Here is a 20,087-nt window from a genome sequence, read left to right on the forward strand (position 1 = left end):
ATGGAGTACTGGTCTTCTGTAGACATATACACGGAGTGGGACATTGTTGCTGCCCGCCAGTTGGGCCGGAATGAAGCGAAGAAGTCCGGCTTCGGTACGGTCGATCAGGCACGTATCACAACGGCAATTAGTGAATTAGCACGTAATATCTATTTATACGCTGGAAAAGGTAAGATAGAAATAAAGCGGTTGTCTGAAAATGACCTGTACGGAATTACGATTATAGCTTCAGATAATGGCCCAGGAATTTCGGACATGCGTAAAGTGATGGAAGACGGATTCTCGACTTCTGGAGGACTTGGTGCAGGTATGCCGGGCGTGAGAAGGCTTATGGATGAATTTAAAGTGGACACGGAGCCTGGAGTAGGAACAACGATTACAACTACAAAATGGCTCCGATGAGGAGATGATGATGAATGCCTCTGGAAGTTGGGAAGCAGTATAAAGAAATATTGAAGCAATATGTTGATGGACAAAATGAAGAAGATCTTTATGTTGGACAACAGTTTAGCAGGCAATTTATAGAGAAGGATATATCGCCCGAAGACGTTATCAGTATCCATAAAACAGCACTCACTGAAGTCTTGCCGGATATGCCGGAAAAGCTATGGCATTCGTTTGACTTTTTGATTGAAATGATGATTCATTACGGGCTTGCTCTTAGGGAGCATCAGAGTCTCATTCAAAAACAAGAAGAAATTCAGATTGAAATGAATGTAGCGGCAAAAGTACAAGATACGCTTCTGAAAACGAAGAAGCCAGATTTTAAAGAGCTTGATATTGGATTCGTAACAGAGCCGGCTAAGCAGATGAGCGGCGACTATATTTATTTCCTGAATGATAATAGTTACGAAGCGGGTGTGGCTGTAGCTGATGTTATCGGAAAAGGGATTCCGGCGGCACTTTGCATGTCAATGATCAAGTTTGGAATGGACGGTTTGCAGAACGAAAATACAAGTCCGAGGAATGTCCTTGATATTGTTAACAGAATCGTAGAAAAAAGTGTTGATGATTCGATGTTCATTTCTATGTTTTATGGAAAGTATGATGCAAGGGACTCTAGTTTTTCATATGCTACCGCGGGACATGAACCTGCCCTCCTATATAAGGCGGCGACGGGGGAATTTACGGAACTTCATGCAAAAGGACTTCTCCTTGGTGTTCATCCAAATGTCGTTTATGAAGAGAAATCAGTCCTTCTAGAAGAAGGCGACTTTATCGTGATGATGACGGATGGCGTTACCGAAGTACGAACGGATACTGGTTTCATTGATGATCAAGTGATCAAATTGATCTTAGCGGAAGTGAAAGACGAATCTGCACAAAAAATTGCTGATACAGTATACCAAAGGCTAGCGTATCTCCAAAACTTTCATTTACGCGATGATTTTACGATTGTTATTTTCAAAAAAGAGAACGATAAGGTTTAAGATTTTATGAGTAGGGTATATGTATCTCTACTATGCTATTTTAAAAAAAGGAATTCGGGGTGTAATTATGAATTTGCAAGTCGACTTAGTGGAAGAAAATAGTGTTCAACGATTTAAAATTGTTGGAGAAATAGATGCGTTCACAGCACCAAAATTAAAAGAGTGTCTTGCATCGGCAGAGAATGTGGAAAACATGCAAGCTGAATTAGACTTATCTGAAGTTGGATATATGGACAGCACTGGACTTGGTATTTTTGTCGGGTTCTATAAAGCTGTCAAGGCTAATGGAGGGCATGTGAAGATAGTTGGTGTAAACACTCGTTTAAAAAGATTATTCGAAATAACTGGTTTAGCTGAAGTTATGGATATCGTAATGGTAGAAAGTAGGGACAGAGATGCAACCGTATGATTATATTGAAATCAAGGTTCCCGCAAAAGCGCAATATGTTGGAGTTGCTCGACTCGCGATTTCAGGACTGGCAAGCCGACTTGGTTTTACTTATGATGAAATTGAAGATTTAAAGATTGCCTCGAGTGAAGCGATTACTAATGCAGTTCAGCATGCATATAAAGAGGGTGATGAAGGGGAAGTTGTAGTTGGTTGTGCTCTTTTTGTGGACAAATTAGAAATTATGGTCGCGGATCATGGGAAAAGTTTTGATTTTGAGGAAACGAAGAAACGCGTAGGACCATACAATGAACAGGAAGAAGTTCAATTTCTTCGTGAAGGTGGACTAGGCCTCTATTTAATGGAGACACTGATGGATGATGTAAAAGTGCTTCATGAGGAGGGTGTGACAGTCTTTATGACTAAATATCTCGGTGGAGAGCGGGGGGATGAGGATGTCGATGTCGAAAGAACCATCTCCTCTTGAATCTAAAACGGAAGAACAATCCCTTTCTCAAGCAGGAGGAAGCGAACCATCTCACCGTGGAAGTGGAACGAAGCTAGAAGTCCTTGAATGGATTAAACGTTATCAAGAAACCAATGATGATGAGGCGCAGACAAATTTGGTTCTACACTATGAACGTCTCATTCAATCAATCGCCCGAAAGTACTCTAACGGTAAGTCCTTTCATGAAGATATTGCCCAGGTCGGCATGCTAGGACTTCTTGGAGCGATACGTAGGTATAATCCGGAATATGGAAGAAGTTTTGAAGCGTTTGCGGTGCCAACGGTCATCGGTGAAATTAAGCGTTTTCTCCGCGATAAGACATGGGCAATACATGTTCCACGCCGTATAAAAGAACTGGGACCAAAAATCAAGGCAGCTGTCGAAACGTTAACAATAGAAATGCAACGTTCTCCTCTTGTTAGTGAAATTGCGGAATACCTTGATGTAGAAGAAGAAGTGGTCCTCGAAGCGATGGAGATGGGGAGAAGTTATCAAGCACTCTCAATGGATCATACTCTCGATGCTGATTCTGAAGGGGGCACGATAACACTATTCGATATTATCGGTGAGAATGATGGTGGCTTTGAGAAAACAGATCAACGTATGGTTGTTGCGAATGCTCTAAATGTATTATCGGAACGTGAAAAACAAATCATCCAGTATACATATATTGAACAACTGAGCCAAAAAGAAACAGGAGAACGACTCGGTATTTCTCAAATGCATGTTTCAAGATTACAACGCAAAGCGATTAAGAAGTTACAGGAAGCAATATTGTCGGCTGGTGGTGCGTTATAGTGGATTCGATAATAACTGAGCATGTTGAAGCGTATGTTTATCAGGAAGCGAAGTTTGGAAATCGAGAATGTGGTGACTCTTATTTTATCCATGCGGAGGAAGGCTATTTCATCTGCGCAATTGCGGATGGATTAGGTAATGGACCGATTGCACGCCAATCTTCTCAAATTCTTCCTAAAGTGTTGAAAGAATATCATCATGAGTCAATAGACGAATTACTTAGCCGCTGTAATGAACATATGGTGCAAAAGCGTGGTGCGGCAGTGGCTATCGTCAAAGTCGATTACAAGCAAAAAACAATTCAGTATAGTTGTGTTGGCAATGTCCGTTTTTATATGCTTCATGATTGCGATAAGATGATTTATCCTTTACCGGTAATGGGCTATCTTTCAGGGAGACCGCAAAAGTTAAAAACGCAACAATACAACTATGAAAAGGGAGACCTATTTTTCCTCCATTCAGATGGCGTCATACTTAGAAGCCCGAAAGCTTCATTGAAGGAAAGTTCGGGACCTTGTGAGCTATATCAAAAAGTGCTGGCTTCAATTGAACACGGTGACGATGCAACATTTATAGCTGGAAGCCTACTTCTGTGAGTTGGAGGTGGGCTTTTTTATTGCGGGAAATTATAAAGTCTTGGATTGCGGATAGAATGCAATATGGAGATTTCCCATCTAGATTCAAATCCATATCGGTTAGAACGGGCGCTTACGCTTTTGTTTTCAGGTAAGAAAGTATACGATTTTTTGACTTAGAATAGTGTCTAGCTCCAGGCGCCAGCCGCTTGGAGGCCCACAGGATGTGGGTCGCCTAGCCATTGCCACAGGACGCGGCGTACTTAGGCTAGGTTCCTTAAAAGCAATTCAGCTATGTGGCAAAGAGCGCCACGTCGCTGGCTTGACTTATGCCTGTCGCGGGCCTACAGGATGTAGGTCATGCAGCTATTGCCACAGGAAGTGGCGCACTTAAGCTGCGATCCATTTAGGCGCCTTGTGCTTTTGTTTCCGTCCATCCAGCGCCTAGAGGCTCGGGTCATAAGTCGGTCCGGCTGTGCGGCAAAGAACGCCGCTTCGCCAGCCCGCCTTATGCCTGTCGCCACAGAACAGGCGCTTGTGCTTTTGTTCGCAGGTAAGAAAGTATACGTTTTTTTGACTTAGAATAGTGTCTAGCTTCAGCCGCCAGCCGCTCGGGGTCATAAGCAATCCAGCTATGTGGCAAAGAGCGCCACGTCGCTGGCTCGACTTATGCCTGTCGCGTCTAGAAGGCGCCTTGCGCTTTTCTTATGTTAAAATGAATCTATAGAAGGAAGGGTGGTTTTATTGATGAAGCATATTGTTGAGGCTACAGCTGGGAAAGCGGCCGTCAGTATACATCAAGCTGAAAAGGTAATCGCATTACTTGACCAAGGAAATACTGTCCCATTTATCGCGCGTTACCGAAAAGAAGAAACTGGTTCGTTGGACGAAGTGCAAATTAAAGCGATTGAAGATGCTTATAGCTATGTGAAAGGACTTGAACAGCGCAAAGAAGAAGTGATTCGCCTTATCGATGAACAAGGTAAACTGGATGACGATTTGAGGAAATCAATTGAAAGCGCTACCGTTTTGCAAAGAATTGAGGACTTGTACAGACCTTTCAAACAAAAAAGACGGACACGTGCCATGATTGCAATTGAAAGTGGTCTTGAACCACTGGCGAAAAAACTGATGGAGTTTTCAGGGAATTCACCGGAAGATCTTGCTTTGCCTTTCTTAAATGAAGAAATTGGCGTAAATGCGGTTGAAGACGCATTGGCTGGAGCTCGGGACATTGTAGCTGAACAATTTGCGGATGATGCCGCAATACGGGAAAACATACGAAAGTTAGCGTGGTCAGATGGGATGATTGTTTCTGCAGTCCGGAAGGGGGCAGAGGACAAGCGTGACGTTTTCGAAAATTACTATGAGTATGAAGAGCCTTTGAAAAAAATCGTTCCACACCGTGTTCTTGCATTAAACCGCGGTGAAAAAGAAGATGTGTTACGTGTCGGTATTTCTTTCCCGAGTGAACGAATTATCGGAGGACTTGAGCGTGAGTTGATTCGTAAATCACATTCGCCTTCTGCACCACATGTAAAAGAAGCGATTGAAGATGCATTTAAACGATTGATTGCTCCATCGATTGAGCGGGAAATTAGGGCGGCGCTTACTGAAAAGGCCGAAGAGCAAGCAATCCATGTGTTTTCGGAAAACTTGAAAAGTCTTCTCCTACAACCTCCATTGAAAGGGAAAGTGGTATTAGGTCTTGATCCGGCCTTCCGGACAGGGTGTAAACTTGCCATAGTTGATGAAACAGGGAAATTACTTGAAATATCCGTAATTTATCCGCATCAACCCAAAATGGAAAAGGAAAAATCGAAGCGTGCTATTTTGGAGTTACTGAAAAAGTATCCGATCACAATCATTGCAATAGGTAACGGAACAGCTTCGCGTGAATCGGAATTGTTCATAGTTGAATGTATAAAAGAAGCACAAGCAGGTGTTTCGTATGTCATTGTAAATGAAGCGGGTGCCAGTGTTTATTCAGCTTCGGCTCAAGCGCGGGATGAGTTCCCTGATCTTCAAGTTGAACAGCGGAGTGCGGTTTCGATAGCAAGGCGTTTACAGGATCCGTTATCTGAGCTTGTGAAAATTGATCCAGGCTCAGTAGGTGTTGGACAATACCAACATGACGTAGCTAAAAAACGTCTTTCCGAATCATTATCATTCGTAGTTGAAACAGCTGTGAACCGGGTAGGAGTAGATGTTAACACTGCATCATCCTCGCTACTTCAATATGTGGCAGGGCTGTCCAAAACCGTCGCGGAAAATATTGTGAAATCGCGGGAAGAGAATGGATTGTTTACGAAGCGCAATCAATTGAAGAAAGTACCCCGCCTCGGAGCGAAGACTTATGAACAAGCGATTGGTTTCTTACGGGTACCTGATGCAAAAGATCCGTTTGATTCGACGGGGATTCACCCCGAAAGTTATCAATTGGCGGAACAAATACTAGAAGAAGCGAATGCAAGCAAGAAGTTGCTCGGTAAGAAAGAAACTGGGGATGCATTGTCTGCTCTTGACATCAAAGCTTTAGCGATTAGGTTAGATGTTGGGGAAGTGACATTGAAAGATATTATCGAAACACTTCAAAGACCAAATCGGGACCCGCGCGATGATTATCCGCAACCACTATTAAAAGCAGATGTACTCGACATGAAGGATCTATATGAAGGTCTTGAAATGCAAGGAACCGTTCGAAATGTTGTGGACTTCGGTGCCTTTGTAGATATCGGTGTAAAGGAAGATGGTCTCGTTCATATCTCGAAATTGAAAAAAGGATATGTAAAACATCCACTAGACGTCGTTTCTTCAGGAGATATTGTAACTGTGTGGGTGGAAGGTGTAGATAAAGGAAAAGGACGTATTTCGCTGACGATGTTACCGCCGACTGCAAAATGACGACTAAAGGAGGGGTGGCTATGACGGATGAAGAATTGAAGGAGCTTATTGAAAGTGTTTCTTTAGAAGCATTCGGAAAGTCATTCCTTCATATTGCTCGGTTTAATAGTAGACTAAGAACAACAGGCGGTCGCTATATACTTTCAAATCATTCGATCGAAATTAATCCGTTGGTTTTGGAGTTGTATGGAACTGAAGAGTTGGTTGGTGTAATCAAACATGAACTCTGTCATTACCATCTTCATATAGAAGGAAGAGGTTACCGTCATCGCGATGCAGATTTTAGAGAGTTGCTAAAGCGCACTTCTTCCCCAAGGTTTTGCCGACCACTTACTGAGAAGAATAAGAAGACCTATTCTATCTATGTATATGAGTGTACATCATGTAAGCTACTTTATAACCGAAGAAGAAGGATGGACGTTAGAAAATATAGATGTGGGAAATGTGCAGGGCAAATTGTAGTAGTACAAGCTGTAAAATGATTGTTGAGGACACGGTGAGAGCCTGCAAACCGCACTCTAATCGTGTTCTCAATAATACTTAAAATTAATTGATGAAAAAGTGTTGACGAAATGAGAAACTCTGTTTATAATAAGAAAAGTCGGTTGGGAACGGCGCGCACGACATTAACAAAAGCGTTTCCCATACATAAGACAAGCATCTTATATGGCCCCTTGGTCAAGCGGTTAAGACACCGCCCTTTCACGGCGGTATCACGGGTTCGAATCCCGTAGGGGTCACCATTACTTTTTTTGAAACGAAGTGTTGAAAAGAGTCTGACACGAACTTCATGCGAAGTGCTAAAAGAACTTTATTCAACATGAAAAACGACTTATTACCGTATCGGTGGGGTATAGCCAAGTGGTAAGGCATCGGACTTTGACTCCGTCATCGTTGGTTCGAATCCAGCTACCCCAGCCAAACTTTCAGAATGCTAAAGCATACGAGAAGTTGTGCTACAAAAGAAGAATATCTCGGTTCTTAGGAATGCATGGACTACTACTTCTTCTATATAATAGAGAGCCATTAGCTCAGTTGGTAGAGCATCTGACTTTTAATCAGAGGGTCGCAGGTTCGAATCCTGCATGGCTCATCATTAACTTGAAAAAAGTATTGACAAATGAACTGTATGGTATATAATAAAGTTTGTCGCTAAAGCAATGCGGTAGTGGCGGAATGGCAGACGCGCTAGGTTGAGGGCCTAGTGGGGGTTAACCCCGTGGAGGTTCAAGTCCTCTTTACCGCACCAAACAACTTGATTCATTAAAAGACCCTTTTACCTCGGTGGGTATAGTGATACATTAAGAAAGAAATGGTTATCATTCAACTAACGTCGGATGTGCCAATATTATGCGGGTGTAGTTTAGTGGTAAAACCTCAGCCTTCCAAGCTGATGATGAGGGTTCGATTCCCTTCACCCGCTCCATACTATTTTTTATGAAACACATAAGTAAATCTCGCTTCAGAAGTTAATTTGAAATAGTTGTTGACTTCACGAAAAGGATATGCTAAACTTAAGAAGTTGTCGTTTGGTTGACAACTAAAAGAAGTGTTAGGAATTCAACTTAATTCCAACACGATGAACCTTGAAAACTGAACAGCAAAACATCAATGAAATACAGCGAGAGTGCTAACGCACTTGAGCAAAATGTTTCTAACTAAATCAGCTTCGGTTGGTTGAAAAGAAACACACACAAGAATCTTCGGATTCGAGTCAGCAAGAAATGAGCTATTCATTTTCTTCTATTATGGAGAGTTTGATCCTGGCTCAGGACGAACGCTGGCGGCATGCCTAATACATGCAAGTCGAGCGGAATGATGAGAGCTTGCTCTCTGATTTTAGCGGCGGACGGGTGAGTAACACGTGGGCAACCTGCCCTACAGATGGGGATAACTCCGGGAAACCGGGGCTAATACCGAATAATCAGTTTGTCCGCATGGACAAACTCTGAAAGACGGTTTCGGCTGTCACTGTAGGATGGGCCCGCGGCGCATTAGCTAGTTGGTGGGGTAATGGCCTACCAAGGCAACGATGCGTAGCCGACCTGAGAGGGTGATCGGCCACACTGGGACTGAGACACGGCCCAGACTCCTACGGGAGGCAGCAGTAGGGAATCTTCCACAATGGACGAAAGTCTGATGGAGCAATGCCGCGTGAGCGAAGAAGGTTTTCGGATCGTAAAGCTCTGTTGTAAGGGAAGAACACGTACGGGAGTAACTGCCCGTGCCATGACGGTACCTTATTAGAAAGCCACGGCTAACTACGTGCCAGCAGCCGCGGTAATACGTAGGTGGCAAGCGTTGTCCGGAATTATTGGGCGTAAAGCGCGCGCAGGCGGTTCTTTAAGTCTGATGTGAAAGCCCACGGCTCAACCGTGGAGGGTCATTGGAAACTGGAGAACTTGAGTACAGAAGAGGAAAGCGGAATTCCACGTGTAGCGGTGAAATGCGTAGAGATGTGGAGGAACACCAGTGGCGAAGGCGGCTTTCTGGTCTGTAACTGACGCTGAGGCGCGAAAGCGTGGGGAGCAAACAGGATTAGATACCCTGGTAGTCCACGCCGTAAACGATGAGTGCTAAGTGTTAGGGGGTTTCCGCCCCTTAGTGCTGCAGCTAACGCATTAAGCACTCCGCCTGGGGAGTACGGCCGCAAGGCTGAAACTCAAAGGAATTGACGGGGACCCGCACAAGCGGTGGAGCATGTGGTTTAATTCGAAGCAACGCGAAGAACCTTACCAGGTCTTGACATCCCACTGACCGGTGTAGAGATACGCCTTTCCCTTCGGGGACAGTGGTGACAGGTGGTGCATGGTTGTCGTCAGCTCGTGTCGTGAGATGTTGGGTTAAGTCCCGCAACGAGCGCAACCCTTGATCTTAGTTGCCAGCATTCAGTTGGGCACTCTAAGGTGACTGCCGGTGATAAACCGGAGGAAGGTGGGGATGACGTCAAATCATCATGCCCCTTATGACCTGGGCTACACACGTGCTACAATGGATGATACAGAGGGTTGCCAACCCGCGAGGGGGAGCCAATCCCATAAAATCATTCCCAGTTCGGATTGGAGGCTGCAACTCGCCTCCATGAAGCCGGAATCGCTAGTAATCGTGGATCAGCATGCCACGGTGAATACGTTCCCGGGTCTTGTACACACCGCCCGTCACACCACGAGAGTTTGTAACACCCGAAGTCGGTGGGGTAACCCTTACGGGAGCCAGCCGCCGAAGGTGGGACAGATGATTGGGGTGAAGTCGTAACAAGGTAGCCGTATCGGAAGGTGCGGCTGGATCACCTCCTTTCTAAGGATTATTACGGAATGTAAACCACGGGTTTACACATTGATGTTTTGCGTTCGGTTTTGAAGGTTCATTAAGCTTTTTAAGCGTTTTTTCGCTTGAAGAAGCCTCTATATATGAACATTCAAAACTTGTTCTTTGAAAACTGAATGAAACGACATTGATAGCAACAAATCAAGTAATCAACGTAGAGAAATTCGTTTCTCTAGATTAGCGCATGCAAATGAGCTAATCATGCAATGCCTTTTACGAATTCCGATTTACATCGCTGTAAAGGAGAATTCACCAAAGAGGAATTCAAGAAGCGTAAGCTTATTGAAAACCAAAGGGTTAAGTTAGAAAGGGCGCATGGCGGATGCCTTGGCACTAGGAGCCTAAGAAGGACGGCACTAACACCGATATGCTCCGGGGAGCTGTAAGTAAGCTTTGATCCGGAGATTTCCGAATGGGGAAACCCACTGTCCATAATGGGACAGTACGTTTACGTGAATACATAGCGTAAACGAGGCACACCCGGAGAACTGAAACATCTAAGTATCCGGAGGAATAGAAAGAAAAATCGATTCCCTGAGTAGCGGCGAGCGAAACGGGAAGAGCCCAAACCAAGAAGCTTGCTTCTTGGGGTTGTAGGACACTCTATACGGAGTTACAAAGGAATGGATTAGACGAAGCGACCTGGAAAGGTCCGCCGTAGCGGGTAAAAGCCCCGTAGTTGAAAGTCCATTCTCTCCAGAGTGTATCCTGAGTACGGCGGAACACGTGAAATTCCGTCGGAATCCGGGAGGACCATCTCCCAAGGCTAAATACTCCCTAGTGACCGATAGTGAACCAGTACCGTGAGGGAAAGGTGAAAAGCACCCCGGAAGGGGAGTGAAATAGATCCTGAAACCATGTGCCTACAAGTTGTCAGAGCCCGTTAATGGGTGATGGCGTGCCTTTTGTAGAATGAACCGGCGAGTTACGATTCCATGCAAGGTTAAGCAGTGAATGCGGAGCCGCAGCGAAAGCGAGTCTGAATAGGGCGATAGAGTATGGGGTCGTAGACCCGAAACCAGGTGATCTACCCATGTCCAGGGTGAAGGTAAGGTAACACTTACTGGAGGCCCGAACCCACGTACGTTGAAAAGTGCGGGGATGAGGTGTGGGTAGCGGTGAAATTCCAATCGAACCTGGAGATAGCTGGTTCTCTCCGAAATAGCTTTAGGGCTAGCCTCAAACTTAAGAATCTCGGAGGTAGAGCACTGTTTGGACTAGGGGCCCATCCCGGGTTACCGAATTCAGACAAACTCCGAATGCCGATGATTTATGTTTGGGAGTCAGACTGCGGGTGATAAGATCCGTAGTCGAGAGGGAAACAGCCCAGACCACCAGTTAAGGTCCCCAAGTATTCGTTAAGTGGAAAAGGATGTGGCGTTGCCCAGACAACCAGGATGTTGGCTTAGAAGCAGCCATCATTTAAAGAGTGCGTAATAGCTCACTGGTCGAGTGGCGCTGCGCCGAAAATGTACCGGGGCTAAACGAATCACCGAAACTGTGGATTGACATCTTAGATGTCAGTGGTAGGAGAGCGTTCCAAGGGCGTCGAAGCTAGACCGTAAGGACTGGTGGAGCGCTTGGAAGTGAGAATGCCGGTATGAGTAGCGAAAGAAGGGTGAGAATCCCTTCCACCGAATGCCCAAGGTTTCCTGAGGAAGGCTCGTCCGCTCAGGGTTAGTCAGGACCTAAGTTGAGGCCGAAAGGCGTAGACGATGGACAACAGGTTGATATTCCTGTACCACCTCCCCGCCGTTTGAGCAATGGGGTGACGCAGTAGGATAGGGTGAGCGCGCTGTTGGTTATGCGCGTCTAAGCAGTGAGGTGTGGAATGAGGCAAATCCCGTTCCTATAACATTGAGCTGTTACAGCAAGGGGATTTATCCCTGAGTCCCTGATTTCACGCTGCCAAGAAAAGCCTCTAGCGAGGCGGGAGGTGCCTGTACCGCAAACCGACACAGGTAGGCGAGGAGAGAATCCTAAGGTGATCGAGAGAACTCTCGTTAAGGAACTCGGCAAAATGACCCCGTAACTTCGGGAGAAGGGGTGCTCTGGTAGGGTGTTAAAGCCCGAGAGAGCCGCAGTGAATAGGCCCAGGCGACTGTTTAGCAAAAACACAGGTCTCTGCAAAACCGCAAGGTGAAGTATAGGGGCTGACGCCTGCCCGGTGCTGGAAGGTTAAGAGGAGAGGTCAGCGCAAGCGAAGCTTCGAATTGAAGCCCCAGTAAACGGCGGCCGTAACTATAACGGTCCTAAGGTAGCGAAATTCCTTGTCGGGTAAGTTCCGACCCGCACGAAAGGCGTAACGATCTGGGCACTGTCTCAACGAGAGACTCGGTGAAATTATAATACCTGTGAAGATGCAGGTTACCCGCGACAGGACGGAAAGACCCCGTGGAGCTTTACTGTAACCTGATATTGAATTCCGGTGCAGCCTGTACAGGATAGGTAGGAGCCTTGGATTCCGGAGCGCTAGCTTCGGATGAGGCGTTGGTGGGATACTACCCTGGCTGTATTGGACTTCTAACCCATGCCCCTTATCGGGGCAGGAGACAGTGTCAGGCGGGCAGTTTGACTGGGGCGGTCGCCTCCTAAAGAGTAACGGAGGCGCCCAAAGGTTCCCTCAGAATGGTTGGACATCATTCGTAGAGTGCAAAGGCATAAGGGAGCTTGACTGCGAGACCTACAAGTCGAGCAGGGTCGAAAGACGGGCTTAGTGATCCGGTGGTTCCGCATGGAAGGGCCATCGCTCAACGGATAAAAGCTACCCCGGGGATAACAGGCTTATCTCCCCCAAGAGTCCACATCGACGGGGAGGTTTGGCACCTCGATGTCGGCTCATCGCATCCTGGGGCTGTAGTCGGTCCCAAGGGTTGGGCTGTTCGCCCATTAAAGCGGTACGCGAGCTGGGTTCAGAACGTCGTGAGACAGTTCGGTCCCTATCCGTCGCGGGCGCAGGAAATTTGAGAGGAGCTGTCCTTAGTACGAGAGGACCGGGATGGACATACCTCTGGTGTACCAGTTGTCTTGCCAAAGGCATCGCTGGGTAGCTATGTATGGACGGGATAAATGCTGAAAGCATCTAAGCATGAAGCCCCCCTCGAGATGAGATTTCCCATTACGCAAGTAAGTAAGATCCCTCAAAGAAGATGAGGTTGATAGGTCTGGGGTGGAAGCACGGCGACGTGTGGAGCTGACGGATACTAATCGATCGAGGACTTAACCAATTTTGAAAAGGGCTTGATTACCCTGATTCGTGTAGCACAATGTCTGTTTTATTCAGTTTTGAGCGAACAAGCTCAAAGAGTCTGGTGACGATTGCGAAGAGGTCACACCCGTTCCCATCCCGAACACGGAAGTTAAGCTCTTCAGCGCCGATGGTAGTTGGGGGTTTCCCCCTGCGAGAGTAGGACGTCGCCGGTCTCACACATTTATACTTCGACATAAATGTGGTGAAGTTAATTGAAAAGTCGAAAGTTATTACATGTTAAGGTCCCGTGGTGTAGCGGTTAACATGCCTGCCTGTCACGCAGGAGATCGCCGGTTCGATCCCGGTCGGGACCGCCATTATATTTTAAATTCAGAACCGATTCCAGGGATTAATTCCGGAGTCGATTTTTTGTATTGCGAAATAAAAGATAAATGAACTTTGAGGCAATTCAATCTAGATACGCTATAGCAAGAAAGTAGATTCTAATAAATAGGGGACTTAACGGTATTTGAAAAGAGTTTTATCATCCTTATTCATCAATAATGATGCTTATTTCATTCATTATGAACGAATTAGAACCGTCCATAAAAATAGTTCTTGTAATTATCGTAAGACGTGCTATACTAAGTATTGTCTTTGAGAAAAGATGATGTAGGTCTGGTGACGATTGCGAAGAGGTCACACCCGTTCCCATCCCGAACACGGAAGTTAAGCTCTTCAGCGCCGATGGTAGTTGGGGGTTTCCCCCTGCAAGAGTAGGACGTCGCCGGTCTCACATATTTACTTTCGACATAAATGTGATGAAGTTAATTAAAAAGTCGAAAATTACTACATATTTAGGTCCCGTGGTGTAGCGGTTAACATGCCTGCCTGTCACGCAGGAGATCGCCGGTTCGATCCCGGTCGGGACCGCCATTAAATTTTAAATTCAGAACCGATTCTAGGGATTAATTCCGGGATTGGTTTTTTTGTATATAGAATTCTAAGGTTTAACTAATATGCTTTTTAAAAAAGCAGTAAGCAACACTCTTGAGAAACTAAACAATGTTATCGTAAAAGAAGACAACGTTTTCAGTAAAGTAAACAACATTCTACGAGAAATAAACATCAATTCCTACGAAAACACATCTATAAGGGTAGATGCTTTCTGATATAACATGTTTTCGGTACACTATAACAAAGAAGCAGAAAGGAAATAATCTATGACTCAGAAAATAGAAGTAAATTCTGTCGAGGAGACAGAGCTAATTGCAACGAAACTTGCAGCACTCCTTACACCACCGGATGTACTTACGCTTGAAGGCGATTTAGGTGCAGGTAAAACGACATTTACAAAGGCGCTTGCAAAAGGACTGGGCGTTACACGCACGGTTAACAGTCCGACATTCACAATCATCAAACAGTACGAAGGTAATTACCCACTCAATCATCTCGATGTCTATCGCTTAGCTGGCAGCGATGAGGATCTTGGCTGGGATGAACTATTTTATGGAGATGCAATATCTGTTATCGAGTGGGCGCATCTTATTAAAGATGATTTGCCGGCAGAACGTCTGGAAATCCAGCTAGTTCACGGTGGCGGAGATAACCGGATGATTATATTCACGCCAATAGGTGAAAGATATGAAAAGATTTGCGAGGGGATTTTCTTATGATCTGGCTAGGTATAGATACGGCTAACACGCCCATTTCAGTTGCACTTGTGAAAGATGGCGAACTATTAATAGAAGGAACTTCAGCGATGGCTATTAACCACTCGCTACGTGCTATGCCGGCAATTGAGGAGTTGTTGGAACAAGCAGGGTTAGTACCGGCGAATATTGATGCAATTGCAGTCTCAGAAGGTCCAGGCTCTTATACAGGGGCGCGAATCGGAGTGACGATAGCGAAGACACTTGCATGGACGCTTGGTAAACCTCTTGTTGGCGTATCCACATTAAAAGCACTAGCGGCAAATGCATTATTCTTCAATGGTTTGGTTTGTCCAATTGTCGATGCAAGACGGGGCAATGTCTATGCTGGTGTTTATCAATTTGATGCAGGAAAGCTTACTGAAGTTATTGAGGATGGCCATTACTCTTTGGAAGAGTTGGTACACTTGCTTGAGCAGCATAGTAGTCCTATTTTATTCGTTGGAAAAGATATAGCAATGCATGAGCAAAAAATTATTGAGCAGCTTGGACAACGTGCGGTTCTAGCGCCTCTTCAGTTTAATCTACCACGAGCCTCTTCACTTATTTATATTGCCTTGCAATCAGAAGCAGAAACGGATATACATGCATTTGTTCCGGAATATCGACGTATTGCTGAAGCTGAGGCAAATTGGTTAAAAGAGCAGGGGAAGGACAATGATCGTGGATAAAGAGATTAGTTATAGAGAGATGGGAATAGAAGATATTCCTTCTGTTGTTGAAATCGAAAAGGAAGCATTTGCGACACCATGGACTGCAGAAGTTTTTGAGCACGAAATGACTGGAAATGACTATGCGCATTACGTTGTTGCAGTCTTTGAAGAAGAAGTGATTGGGCATTGCGGAATGTGGATCGTACTGGATGAGTGTCATATTACGAATGTTGCGGTACGGAAGCATTTAAGGGGTAATGGCATCGGCGAAGCTCTGATGAAAGAAGCGATTGCACTTTGTATAGAAAAAAAAGTCCGGTTAATGACACTGGAAGTGCGGATGACCAATACTACGGCTCAAAACCTTTACCGTAAGCTTGGGTTCCAGGACGGCGGAATTAGGAAAAACTATTATACGGACGACCATGAAGATGCGCTCGTCATGTGGGTGGAATTCAAATGACAAAAGATATCTATATATTAGGAATTGAAACGAGCTGTGATGAAACAGCTGCATCCATCGTGAAAAATGGAACGGAAATTATATCGAATGTCGTAGCATCTCAAATTACTAGCCAAAAACGATTTGGCGGAGTAGTACCGGAAATTGCATCGAGACACCATGTTGAACAAATTACACTAGTAATTGAAGAAGCACTTGCGAATGCTGAACTAGAACCTGCGGATCTTGACGCCGTTGCTGTGACAGAAGGACCTGGTTTAGTTGGGGCCTTGTTGATTGGGGTTAATGCTGCAAAAGCATTTGCCTTTGCCAATGGTCTACCGATTATTGGCGTTCATCATATTGCGGGACATATATATGCTAACCAACTAATGCAACCCATGGAGTTCCCGCTTCTTGCACTCATCGTCTCAGGGGGCCATACAGAGCTGGTAATAATGGAGGGGCATGGTTCGTTTAAACTGGTTGGAGAAACACGTGATGACGCTGCTGGTGAAGCCTATGATAAAGTAGCACGTGTACTGGGCCTCCCTTACCCGGGTGGTCCTCAAATCGATAAGTTGGCAGCTGAAAGTGATGGACAAGTTGAATTCCCGCGAGCTTGGCTAGAGCCGGGTTCTTATGACTTTAGCTTTAGTGGTCTTAAATCATCAGTGATTAACTATAAGCATAATCTTGCGCAACGTGGTGAGGCTGTAAACCCTTCTCATGTCGCGGCTGGTTTTCAGGCGAGTGTCGTTGAAGTGCTGACTACTAAAGCGTTAAGGGCAGCGAAAGAGTTCGGGGTGAAACAGGTAATTGCGGCTGGCGGGGTAGCAGCGAATAAAGGGTTACGTTCTTCTCTTGAAGAAACATTTAAGAAAGAAGAGATACCTTTTTACGTTCCACCAATCATACTATGTACAGATAATGCGGCAATGATTGCTGCAGCGGGATCGGCTATGTTTATAGACGGAATACGCGGAAATCTTGCTATGAATGGTAAGCCTGGCATGTCCCTTGTTTCATGGAAACAATAAATAAGTAAAAACACGAAAGTCGTCATATTGTGACAACTTTCGTGTTTTTTATCCCGATTTTTTTGAAGATGTCAATAGGGAACATTCGTACTTATGCACAATTGTGGATAAGTTGTGCATAACAATTGTATATGCACATTTAGTAACAGTGGTTGGAGGATAACTATGTGTATAAGAAATACATTTTTTGTGGATAGTGTGGATAATAACAGTGGATTACAGGTATAACTACATTCAATGTGTGGATAAAACTGTGGAAACTCTTTTTAAGAGAATATCGTTTCATACTTTTATTTGATAGGTTACGACAGCAAGAAATGACAAAACGTCACGATAAACCATTGGTTCTGGTTTAACATGACGTTTACGCTCATTTTATAATTCCTCTAGTTCTTCTTGAAGTCCAAGCCAATTTTCTGATTTGCTGTCATGCTGTGCCTGAAGTGCATCAATCTGTGCCTGTAACTCCATTAATTTCACATGATCGTCTGCAAATTCAGGAGTGGAAAGTTCATCTTGAAGTGCTACTATTTCATCTTCCAGAACAGAAAGTTGTGATTCGACTTCGTCAATAGCTCTAGTCAGCCTTCTTTCCTGCCTTTTTAGTTCTTTATCATCATCATTTTTTCTTTCAATGACAGGAGTTGCAGCTGCTTTAGCGGCATTTGAGTCGGCAAGCAACTCTTCCTGTTCCAGTTTTTTCTCAATGAAATAATCATAATCACCGAGGTATTCGGTTGTACCTGTTGCGCTAATGTCGATTACTTTTGTTGCGATGCGGTTGATAAAGTACCGATCATGCGACACGAAGATGAGGGTGCCCGGGAAGTCATCTAATGCATTTTCAAGAATTTCCTTGCTATCCAAGTCAAGATGGTTCGTTGGCTCGTCGAGGATAAGCGTGTTTGACTTTTGTAACATTAATTTAGCAAGTGATAATCGAGCTTTTTCTCCACCTGATAGGGAAGTGACAGGCTTCTCAACATCTTCACCGGTAAATAAAAAACGTCCAAGTACTGAACGAACATCTTTTTCATTCATCATTGGCCAATCATCCCAAAGTTCCTGAAGAACGGTTCCAGTTCCGATAAGTGTCGCTTGTTCTTGGTCGTAATAGCCAAATTGAACATTTGTACCATAACGAATTTTGCCTGCTAGTGGTTCTTGGAACTTGACGATGGTCTTCAAAATTGTTGATTTCCCGACCCCGTTAGGTCCGATAAGTGCAATGCGGTCTTGTTTGTAGGCACGCAAGCCGATACCAGTTGAAACCGGTATACTGTCATAACCGACTGCTACATCTTCCAGTGCTAGTACATCATTTCCGCTGGGACGATCAATCGAGAAGGTAAAGTTTGCGGATTTCTCATTGCCATCAGGAGAGCCCATCCAGTCAGTTTTTTCGAGCGTTTTGCGGCGACTTTTCGCCATTTTTGATGTCGATGCTCGCGCAATATTGCGCTGAACGAAATCCTCAAGTTTGGCCTTCTCACCCATTTCCTTGACGTAAAGTTTTTGATCACGTTCATAGTTTTTCGCTTTTTCGTCAAGATACGCACTATAGTTTCCTGTATACTTCGCTACTTTTTTTCTCGATACTTCGTAGACGATTGTCACGATTTCATCTAAGAAGTAGCGGTCATGGGAGACGATTAAGATTGCGCCTTCATAAGACACTAGGTATTTCTCTAGCCAGCCGAGCGTTTCGATATCCAAATGGTTTGTCGGTTCATCAAGGATGAGGAGGTCCGGTTTACTAAGCAGCATTTTAGCAAGTGCCAATCGTGTCTTCTGACCACCGGAAAGAAGATTGACATTTTTGCTATAATCCTCAGGATAAAAACGCATCCCATGAAGCACCGAACGAGTATCAGATTCATATTGATAGCCACCAGAATCTTTGAATTCGATTTGTAGAGCATCGTACTCTTTGATGACGCGTTCATAGTCGCTCGGGTTGTCGTAGACAGAGGAATCTGCCATAAGCCCTTCAAGCGATCGAAGCCGCCTTTCAATGCTATGGAGTGGTTCGAATACAGTCATCATCTCTTCCCAAACCGTCAATACAGAGTCGATACCTGAATGCTGTTCAAGATACCCAATCCGGATATCTTTAGGGACGATTAAATCACCCGAATCAGCGCTCATTTCACCAGCGATTATTTTAAGTAATGTCGATTTTCCAGCCCCATTGCGGCCAACAAGTGCGACGCGGTCGCGATGTTGAACTTCGAGCTTTACGTTTTCTAATATATCTGTTCCTGAAAATGATTTTGTTAGTCCGTTCACTTGTAATACAATCAAATAAAGCACCTCTATTCCTCTTCAGTTTAAATGAATGGCGTCAAGCGTGCAACGGTCGACTTTACAACATTCATTATCTACTGTACGATAGAATCGCCTTTAGATACACTCAGGAGGGTTAACATGATAGGGGAAACAATCAAAATTCCACAGGCGACGTCCAAACGTTTGCCTTTATATTATAGGTTCCTTCAAAATTTCGCGAATTCAGGGAAGAAACGAGTATCATCCAGTGAATTAAGCGAAGCTATGAAAATTGATGCTGCCACCATTCGACGTGATTTTTCACATTTCGGCGCACTTGGCCGTAAAGGGTACGGGTATGATGTACATTATCTTGTCGACTTTTTTCGTCAGGCACTCGATCAGGATGAAGTAACAGATGTAGCGCTCATTGGCGTTGGTAGTTTAGGGAACGCTTTTTTGAAATATAATTTCCATAAAAATCACAATACACGAATCATCATTGCATTCGATCCGAAAGGTACGCATGAAGGGACAGAGATGAGTGGAATTCCAGTTTTTCATCCTGATACGATTGAGGATAAAATCAAGGAATTAGGAATCGAGCTTGTCATTCTTTCTGTGCCTTCACGTGTAGCCCAAGAAGTGACTGATAAGCTTGCTACTATCGGTGTGAAAGGAATTCTTAACTTTACTCCGGTTCGGCTGACGGTCCCCGACTCGTTACGGGTTCATACAATCGATTTGTCTGTCGAGTTACAAACACTTATTTACTTTATTAAAAACGACGTAAAAGATTCACATATGTAATGCTTTGTAAATAGTATTTCAGTCACCATTCGTGTAAAATA

The 20,087-nt window shown here is 44.6% G+C and carries 14 protein-coding genes, 7 tRNA genes and 4 rRNA genes; 24 read left to right on the forward strand and 1 reads right to left on the reverse strand.

Features of this window, described 5'->3' with window-relative positions; all coding sequences use genetic code 11:
* The 23 genes from ACGLYD_RS21925 to tsaD all read left to right on the forward strand — a co-directional run bounded on the left by ACGLYD_RS21925 (window position 1) and on the right by tsaD (window position 16,968).
* Window positions 1-402 (forward strand): anti-sigma regulatory factor, encoded by a 402-nt coding sequence (locus ACGLYD_RS21925; RefSeq protein WP_338653740.1) that lies wholly within the window; start codon window positions 1-3, stop codon window positions 400-402.
* 14 nt (window positions 403-416) lie between these two features.
* Window positions 417-1,430, forward strand: a complete 1,014-nt coding sequence (locus ACGLYD_RS21930; RefSeq protein ID WP_338653739.1) for a PP2C family protein-serine/threonine phosphatase — start codon at window positions 417-419, stop codon at window positions 1,428-1,430.
* A 67-nt stretch (window positions 1,431-1,497) separates the two neighbouring features.
* Window positions 1,498-1,839, forward strand: a complete 342-nt coding sequence (locus ACGLYD_RS21935) for an STAS domain-containing protein (RefSeq protein ID WP_187046556.1) — start codon at window positions 1,498-1,500, stop codon at window positions 1,837-1,839.
* On the forward strand, window positions 1,826-2,305 hold the full coding sequence (gene rsbW, locus ACGLYD_RS21940) for an anti-sigma B factor RsbW (RefSeq protein WP_399630548.1): 480 nt from the start codon (window positions 1,826-1,828) through the stop codon (window positions 2,303-2,305). The genes ACGLYD_RS21935 and rsbW overlap by 14 nt, the downstream gene beginning before the upstream one ends.
* A complete protein-coding gene (sigB, locus tag ACGLYD_RS21945; RefSeq protein WP_399630550.1) occupies window positions 2,280-3,125 on the forward strand; it encodes an RNA polymerase sigma factor SigB in 846 nt (281 codons plus the stop codon). Before rsbW ends, sigB begins: the two co-directional genes overlap by 26 nt.
* Window positions 3,125-3,721: a PP2C family serine/threonine-protein phosphatase gene (locus tag ACGLYD_RS21950; RefSeq protein ID WP_338653733.1), complete on the forward strand. Its 597-nt coding sequence runs from the start codon at window positions 3,125-3,127 to the stop codon at window positions 3,719-3,721. Before sigB ends, ACGLYD_RS21950 begins: the two co-directional genes overlap by 1 nt.
* A gap of 726 nt (window positions 3,722-4,447) precedes the next feature.
* A complete protein-coding gene (locus ACGLYD_RS21955) occupies window positions 4,448-6,604 on the forward strand; it encodes a Tex family protein (RefSeq protein ID WP_342539616.1) in 2,157 nt (718 codons plus the stop codon).
* Between the two features lie 20 nt (window positions 6,605-6,624).
* Window positions 6,625-7,086 (forward strand): SprT family protein, encoded by a 462-nt coding sequence (locus ACGLYD_RS21960; RefSeq protein WP_067205335.1) that lies wholly within the window; start codon window positions 6,625-6,627, stop codon window positions 7,084-7,086.
* 186 nt (window positions 7,087-7,272) lie between these two features.
* Window positions 7,273-7,347: transfer RNA gene (locus ACGLYD_RS21965), tRNA-Glu, on the forward strand.
* Window positions 7,348-7,451: 104 nt separating this feature from the next.
* Window positions 7,452-7,525, forward strand: a tRNA-Gln gene (locus tag ACGLYD_RS21970).
* 99 nt (window positions 7,526-7,624) lie between these two features.
* Window positions 7,625-7,697: transfer RNA gene (locus tag ACGLYD_RS21975), tRNA-Lys, on the forward strand.
* 69 nt (window positions 7,698-7,766) lie between these two features.
* Window positions 7,767-7,853: transfer RNA gene (locus ACGLYD_RS21980), tRNA-Leu, on the forward strand.
* 103 nt (window positions 7,854-7,956) lie between these two features.
* Window positions 7,957-8,030 (forward strand) — tRNA-Gly (locus ACGLYD_RS21985).
* A 319-nt stretch (window positions 8,031-8,349) separates the two neighbouring features.
* Window positions 8,350-9,901, forward strand: a 16S ribosomal RNA gene (locus tag ACGLYD_RS21990).
* Between the two features lie 325 nt (window positions 9,902-10,226).
* Window positions 10,227-13,158, forward strand: a 23S ribosomal RNA gene (locus ACGLYD_RS21995).
* Window positions 13,159-13,238: 80 nt separating this feature from the next.
* A 5S ribosomal RNA gene (rrf, locus tag ACGLYD_RS22000) occupies window positions 13,239-13,354 on the forward strand.
* A gap of 68 nt (window positions 13,355-13,422) precedes the next feature.
* Window positions 13,423-13,498, forward strand: a tRNA-Asp gene (locus ACGLYD_RS22005).
* Window positions 13,499-13,798: 300 nt separating this feature from the next.
* Window positions 13,799-13,914 (forward strand): 5S ribosomal RNA (rrf, locus tag ACGLYD_RS22010).
* The 16S, 23S and 5S rRNA genes sit together here with 7 tRNA genes alongside, the layout of an rRNA operon.
* A 67-nt stretch (window positions 13,915-13,981) precedes the next feature.
* Window positions 13,982-14,057 (forward strand) — tRNA-Asp (locus ACGLYD_RS22015).
* A gap of 287 nt (window positions 14,058-14,344) precedes the next feature.
* Window positions 14,345-14,797: a tRNA (adenosine(37)-N6)-threonylcarbamoyltransferase complex ATPase subunit type 1 TsaE gene (gene tsaE / locus ACGLYD_RS22020; RefSeq protein ID WP_067205339.1), complete on the forward strand. Its 453-nt coding sequence runs from the start codon at window positions 14,345-14,347 to the stop codon at window positions 14,795-14,797.
* Complete coding sequence (gene tsaB, locus ACGLYD_RS22025) at window positions 14,794-15,504, forward strand: tRNA (adenosine(37)-N6)-threonylcarbamoyltransferase complex dimerization subunit type 1 TsaB (RefSeq protein WP_399630556.1); 711 nt, start codon at window positions 14,794-14,796, stop codon at window positions 15,502-15,504. The genes tsaE and tsaB overlap by 4 nt, the downstream gene beginning before the upstream one ends.
* Window positions 15,491-15,949 (forward strand): ribosomal protein S18-alanine N-acetyltransferase, encoded by a 459-nt coding sequence (rimI, locus tag ACGLYD_RS22030; RefSeq protein ID WP_067205345.1) that lies wholly within the window; start codon window positions 15,491-15,493, stop codon window positions 15,947-15,949. The genes tsaB and rimI overlap by 14 nt, the downstream gene beginning before the upstream one ends.
* Window positions 15,946-16,968: a tRNA (adenosine(37)-N6)-threonylcarbamoyltransferase complex transferase subunit TsaD gene (tsaD, locus tag ACGLYD_RS22035; protein ID WP_067205347.1), complete on the forward strand. Its 1,023-nt coding sequence runs from the start codon at window positions 15,946-15,948 to the stop codon at window positions 16,966-16,968. The genes rimI and tsaD overlap by 4 nt, the downstream gene beginning before the upstream one ends.
* A 375-nt stretch (window positions 16,969-17,343) precedes the next feature.
* Here tsaD and ACGLYD_RS22040 read toward each other — a convergent pair whose 3' ends face one another.
* Complete coding sequence (locus ACGLYD_RS22040) at window positions 17,344-19,272, reverse strand: ABC-F family ATP-binding cassette domain-containing protein (RefSeq protein ID WP_067213814.1); 1,929 nt, start codon at window positions 19,270-19,272, stop codon at window positions 17,344-17,346.
* A 123-nt stretch (window positions 19,273-19,395) separates the two neighbouring features.
* Between ACGLYD_RS22040 and ACGLYD_RS22045 the strand changes: the two genes are divergently transcribed.
* Window positions 19,396-20,046, forward strand: a complete 651-nt coding sequence (locus ACGLYD_RS22045; RefSeq protein WP_067205350.1) for a redox-sensing transcriptional repressor Rex — start codon at window positions 19,396-19,398, stop codon at window positions 20,044-20,046.
* Window positions 20,047-20,087 lie beyond the last annotated feature (41 nt).

It is taken from the genome of Sporosarcina sp. SG10008 (genome assembly GCF_044569405.1).
Lineage (GTDB): Bacteria > Bacillota > Bacilli > Bacillales_A > Planococcaceae > Sporosarcina > Sporosarcina psychrophila.

Bases quoted from the DNA above. Each gene is read 5' to 3' on its own strand.
- ACGLYD_RS21925 (WP_338653740.1), top strand. From the start codon at position 1: ATGGAGTACTGGTCTTCTGTAGACATATACACGGAGTGGGACATTGTT.
- ACGLYD_RS21930 (WP_338653739.1), top strand. From the start codon at position 417: ATGCCTCTGGAAGTTGGGAAGCAGTATAAAGAAATATTGAAGCAATAT.
- ACGLYD_RS21935 (WP_187046556.1), top strand. From the start codon at position 1,498: ATGAATTTGCAAGTCGACTTAGTGGAAGAAAATAGTGTTCAACGATTT.
- rsbW (WP_399630548.1), top strand. From the start codon at position 1,826: ATGCAACCGTATGATTATATTGAAATCAAGGTTCCCGCAAAAGCGCAA.
- sigB (WP_399630550.1), top strand. From the start codon at position 2,280: ATGTCGAAAGAACCATCTCCTCTTGAATCTAAAACGGAAGAACAATCC.
- ACGLYD_RS21955 (WP_342539616.1), top strand. From the start codon at position 4,448: ATGAAGCATATTGTTGAGGCTACAGCTGGGAAAGCGGCCGTCAGTATA.
- ACGLYD_RS21960 (WP_067205335.1), top strand. From the start codon at position 6,625: ATGACGGATGAAGAATTGAAGGAGCTTATTGAAAGTGTTTCTTTAGAA.
- tsaE (WP_067205339.1), top strand. From the start codon at position 14,345: ATGACTCAGAAAATAGAAGTAAATTCTGTCGAGGAGACAGAGCTAATT.
- tsaB (WP_399630556.1), top strand. From the start codon at position 14,794: ATGATCTGGCTAGGTATAGATACGGCTAACACGCCCATTTCAGTTGCA.
- rimI (WP_067205345.1), top strand. From the start codon at position 15,491: ATGATCGTGGATAAAGAGATTAGTTATAGAGAGATGGGAATAGAAGAT.
- tsaD (WP_067205347.1), top strand. From the start codon at position 15,946: ATGACAAAAGATATCTATATATTAGGAATTGAAACGAGCTGTGATGAA.
- ACGLYD_RS22045 (WP_067205350.1), top strand. From the start codon at position 19,396: ATGATAGGGGAAACAATCAAAATTCCACAGGCGACGTCCAAACGTTTG.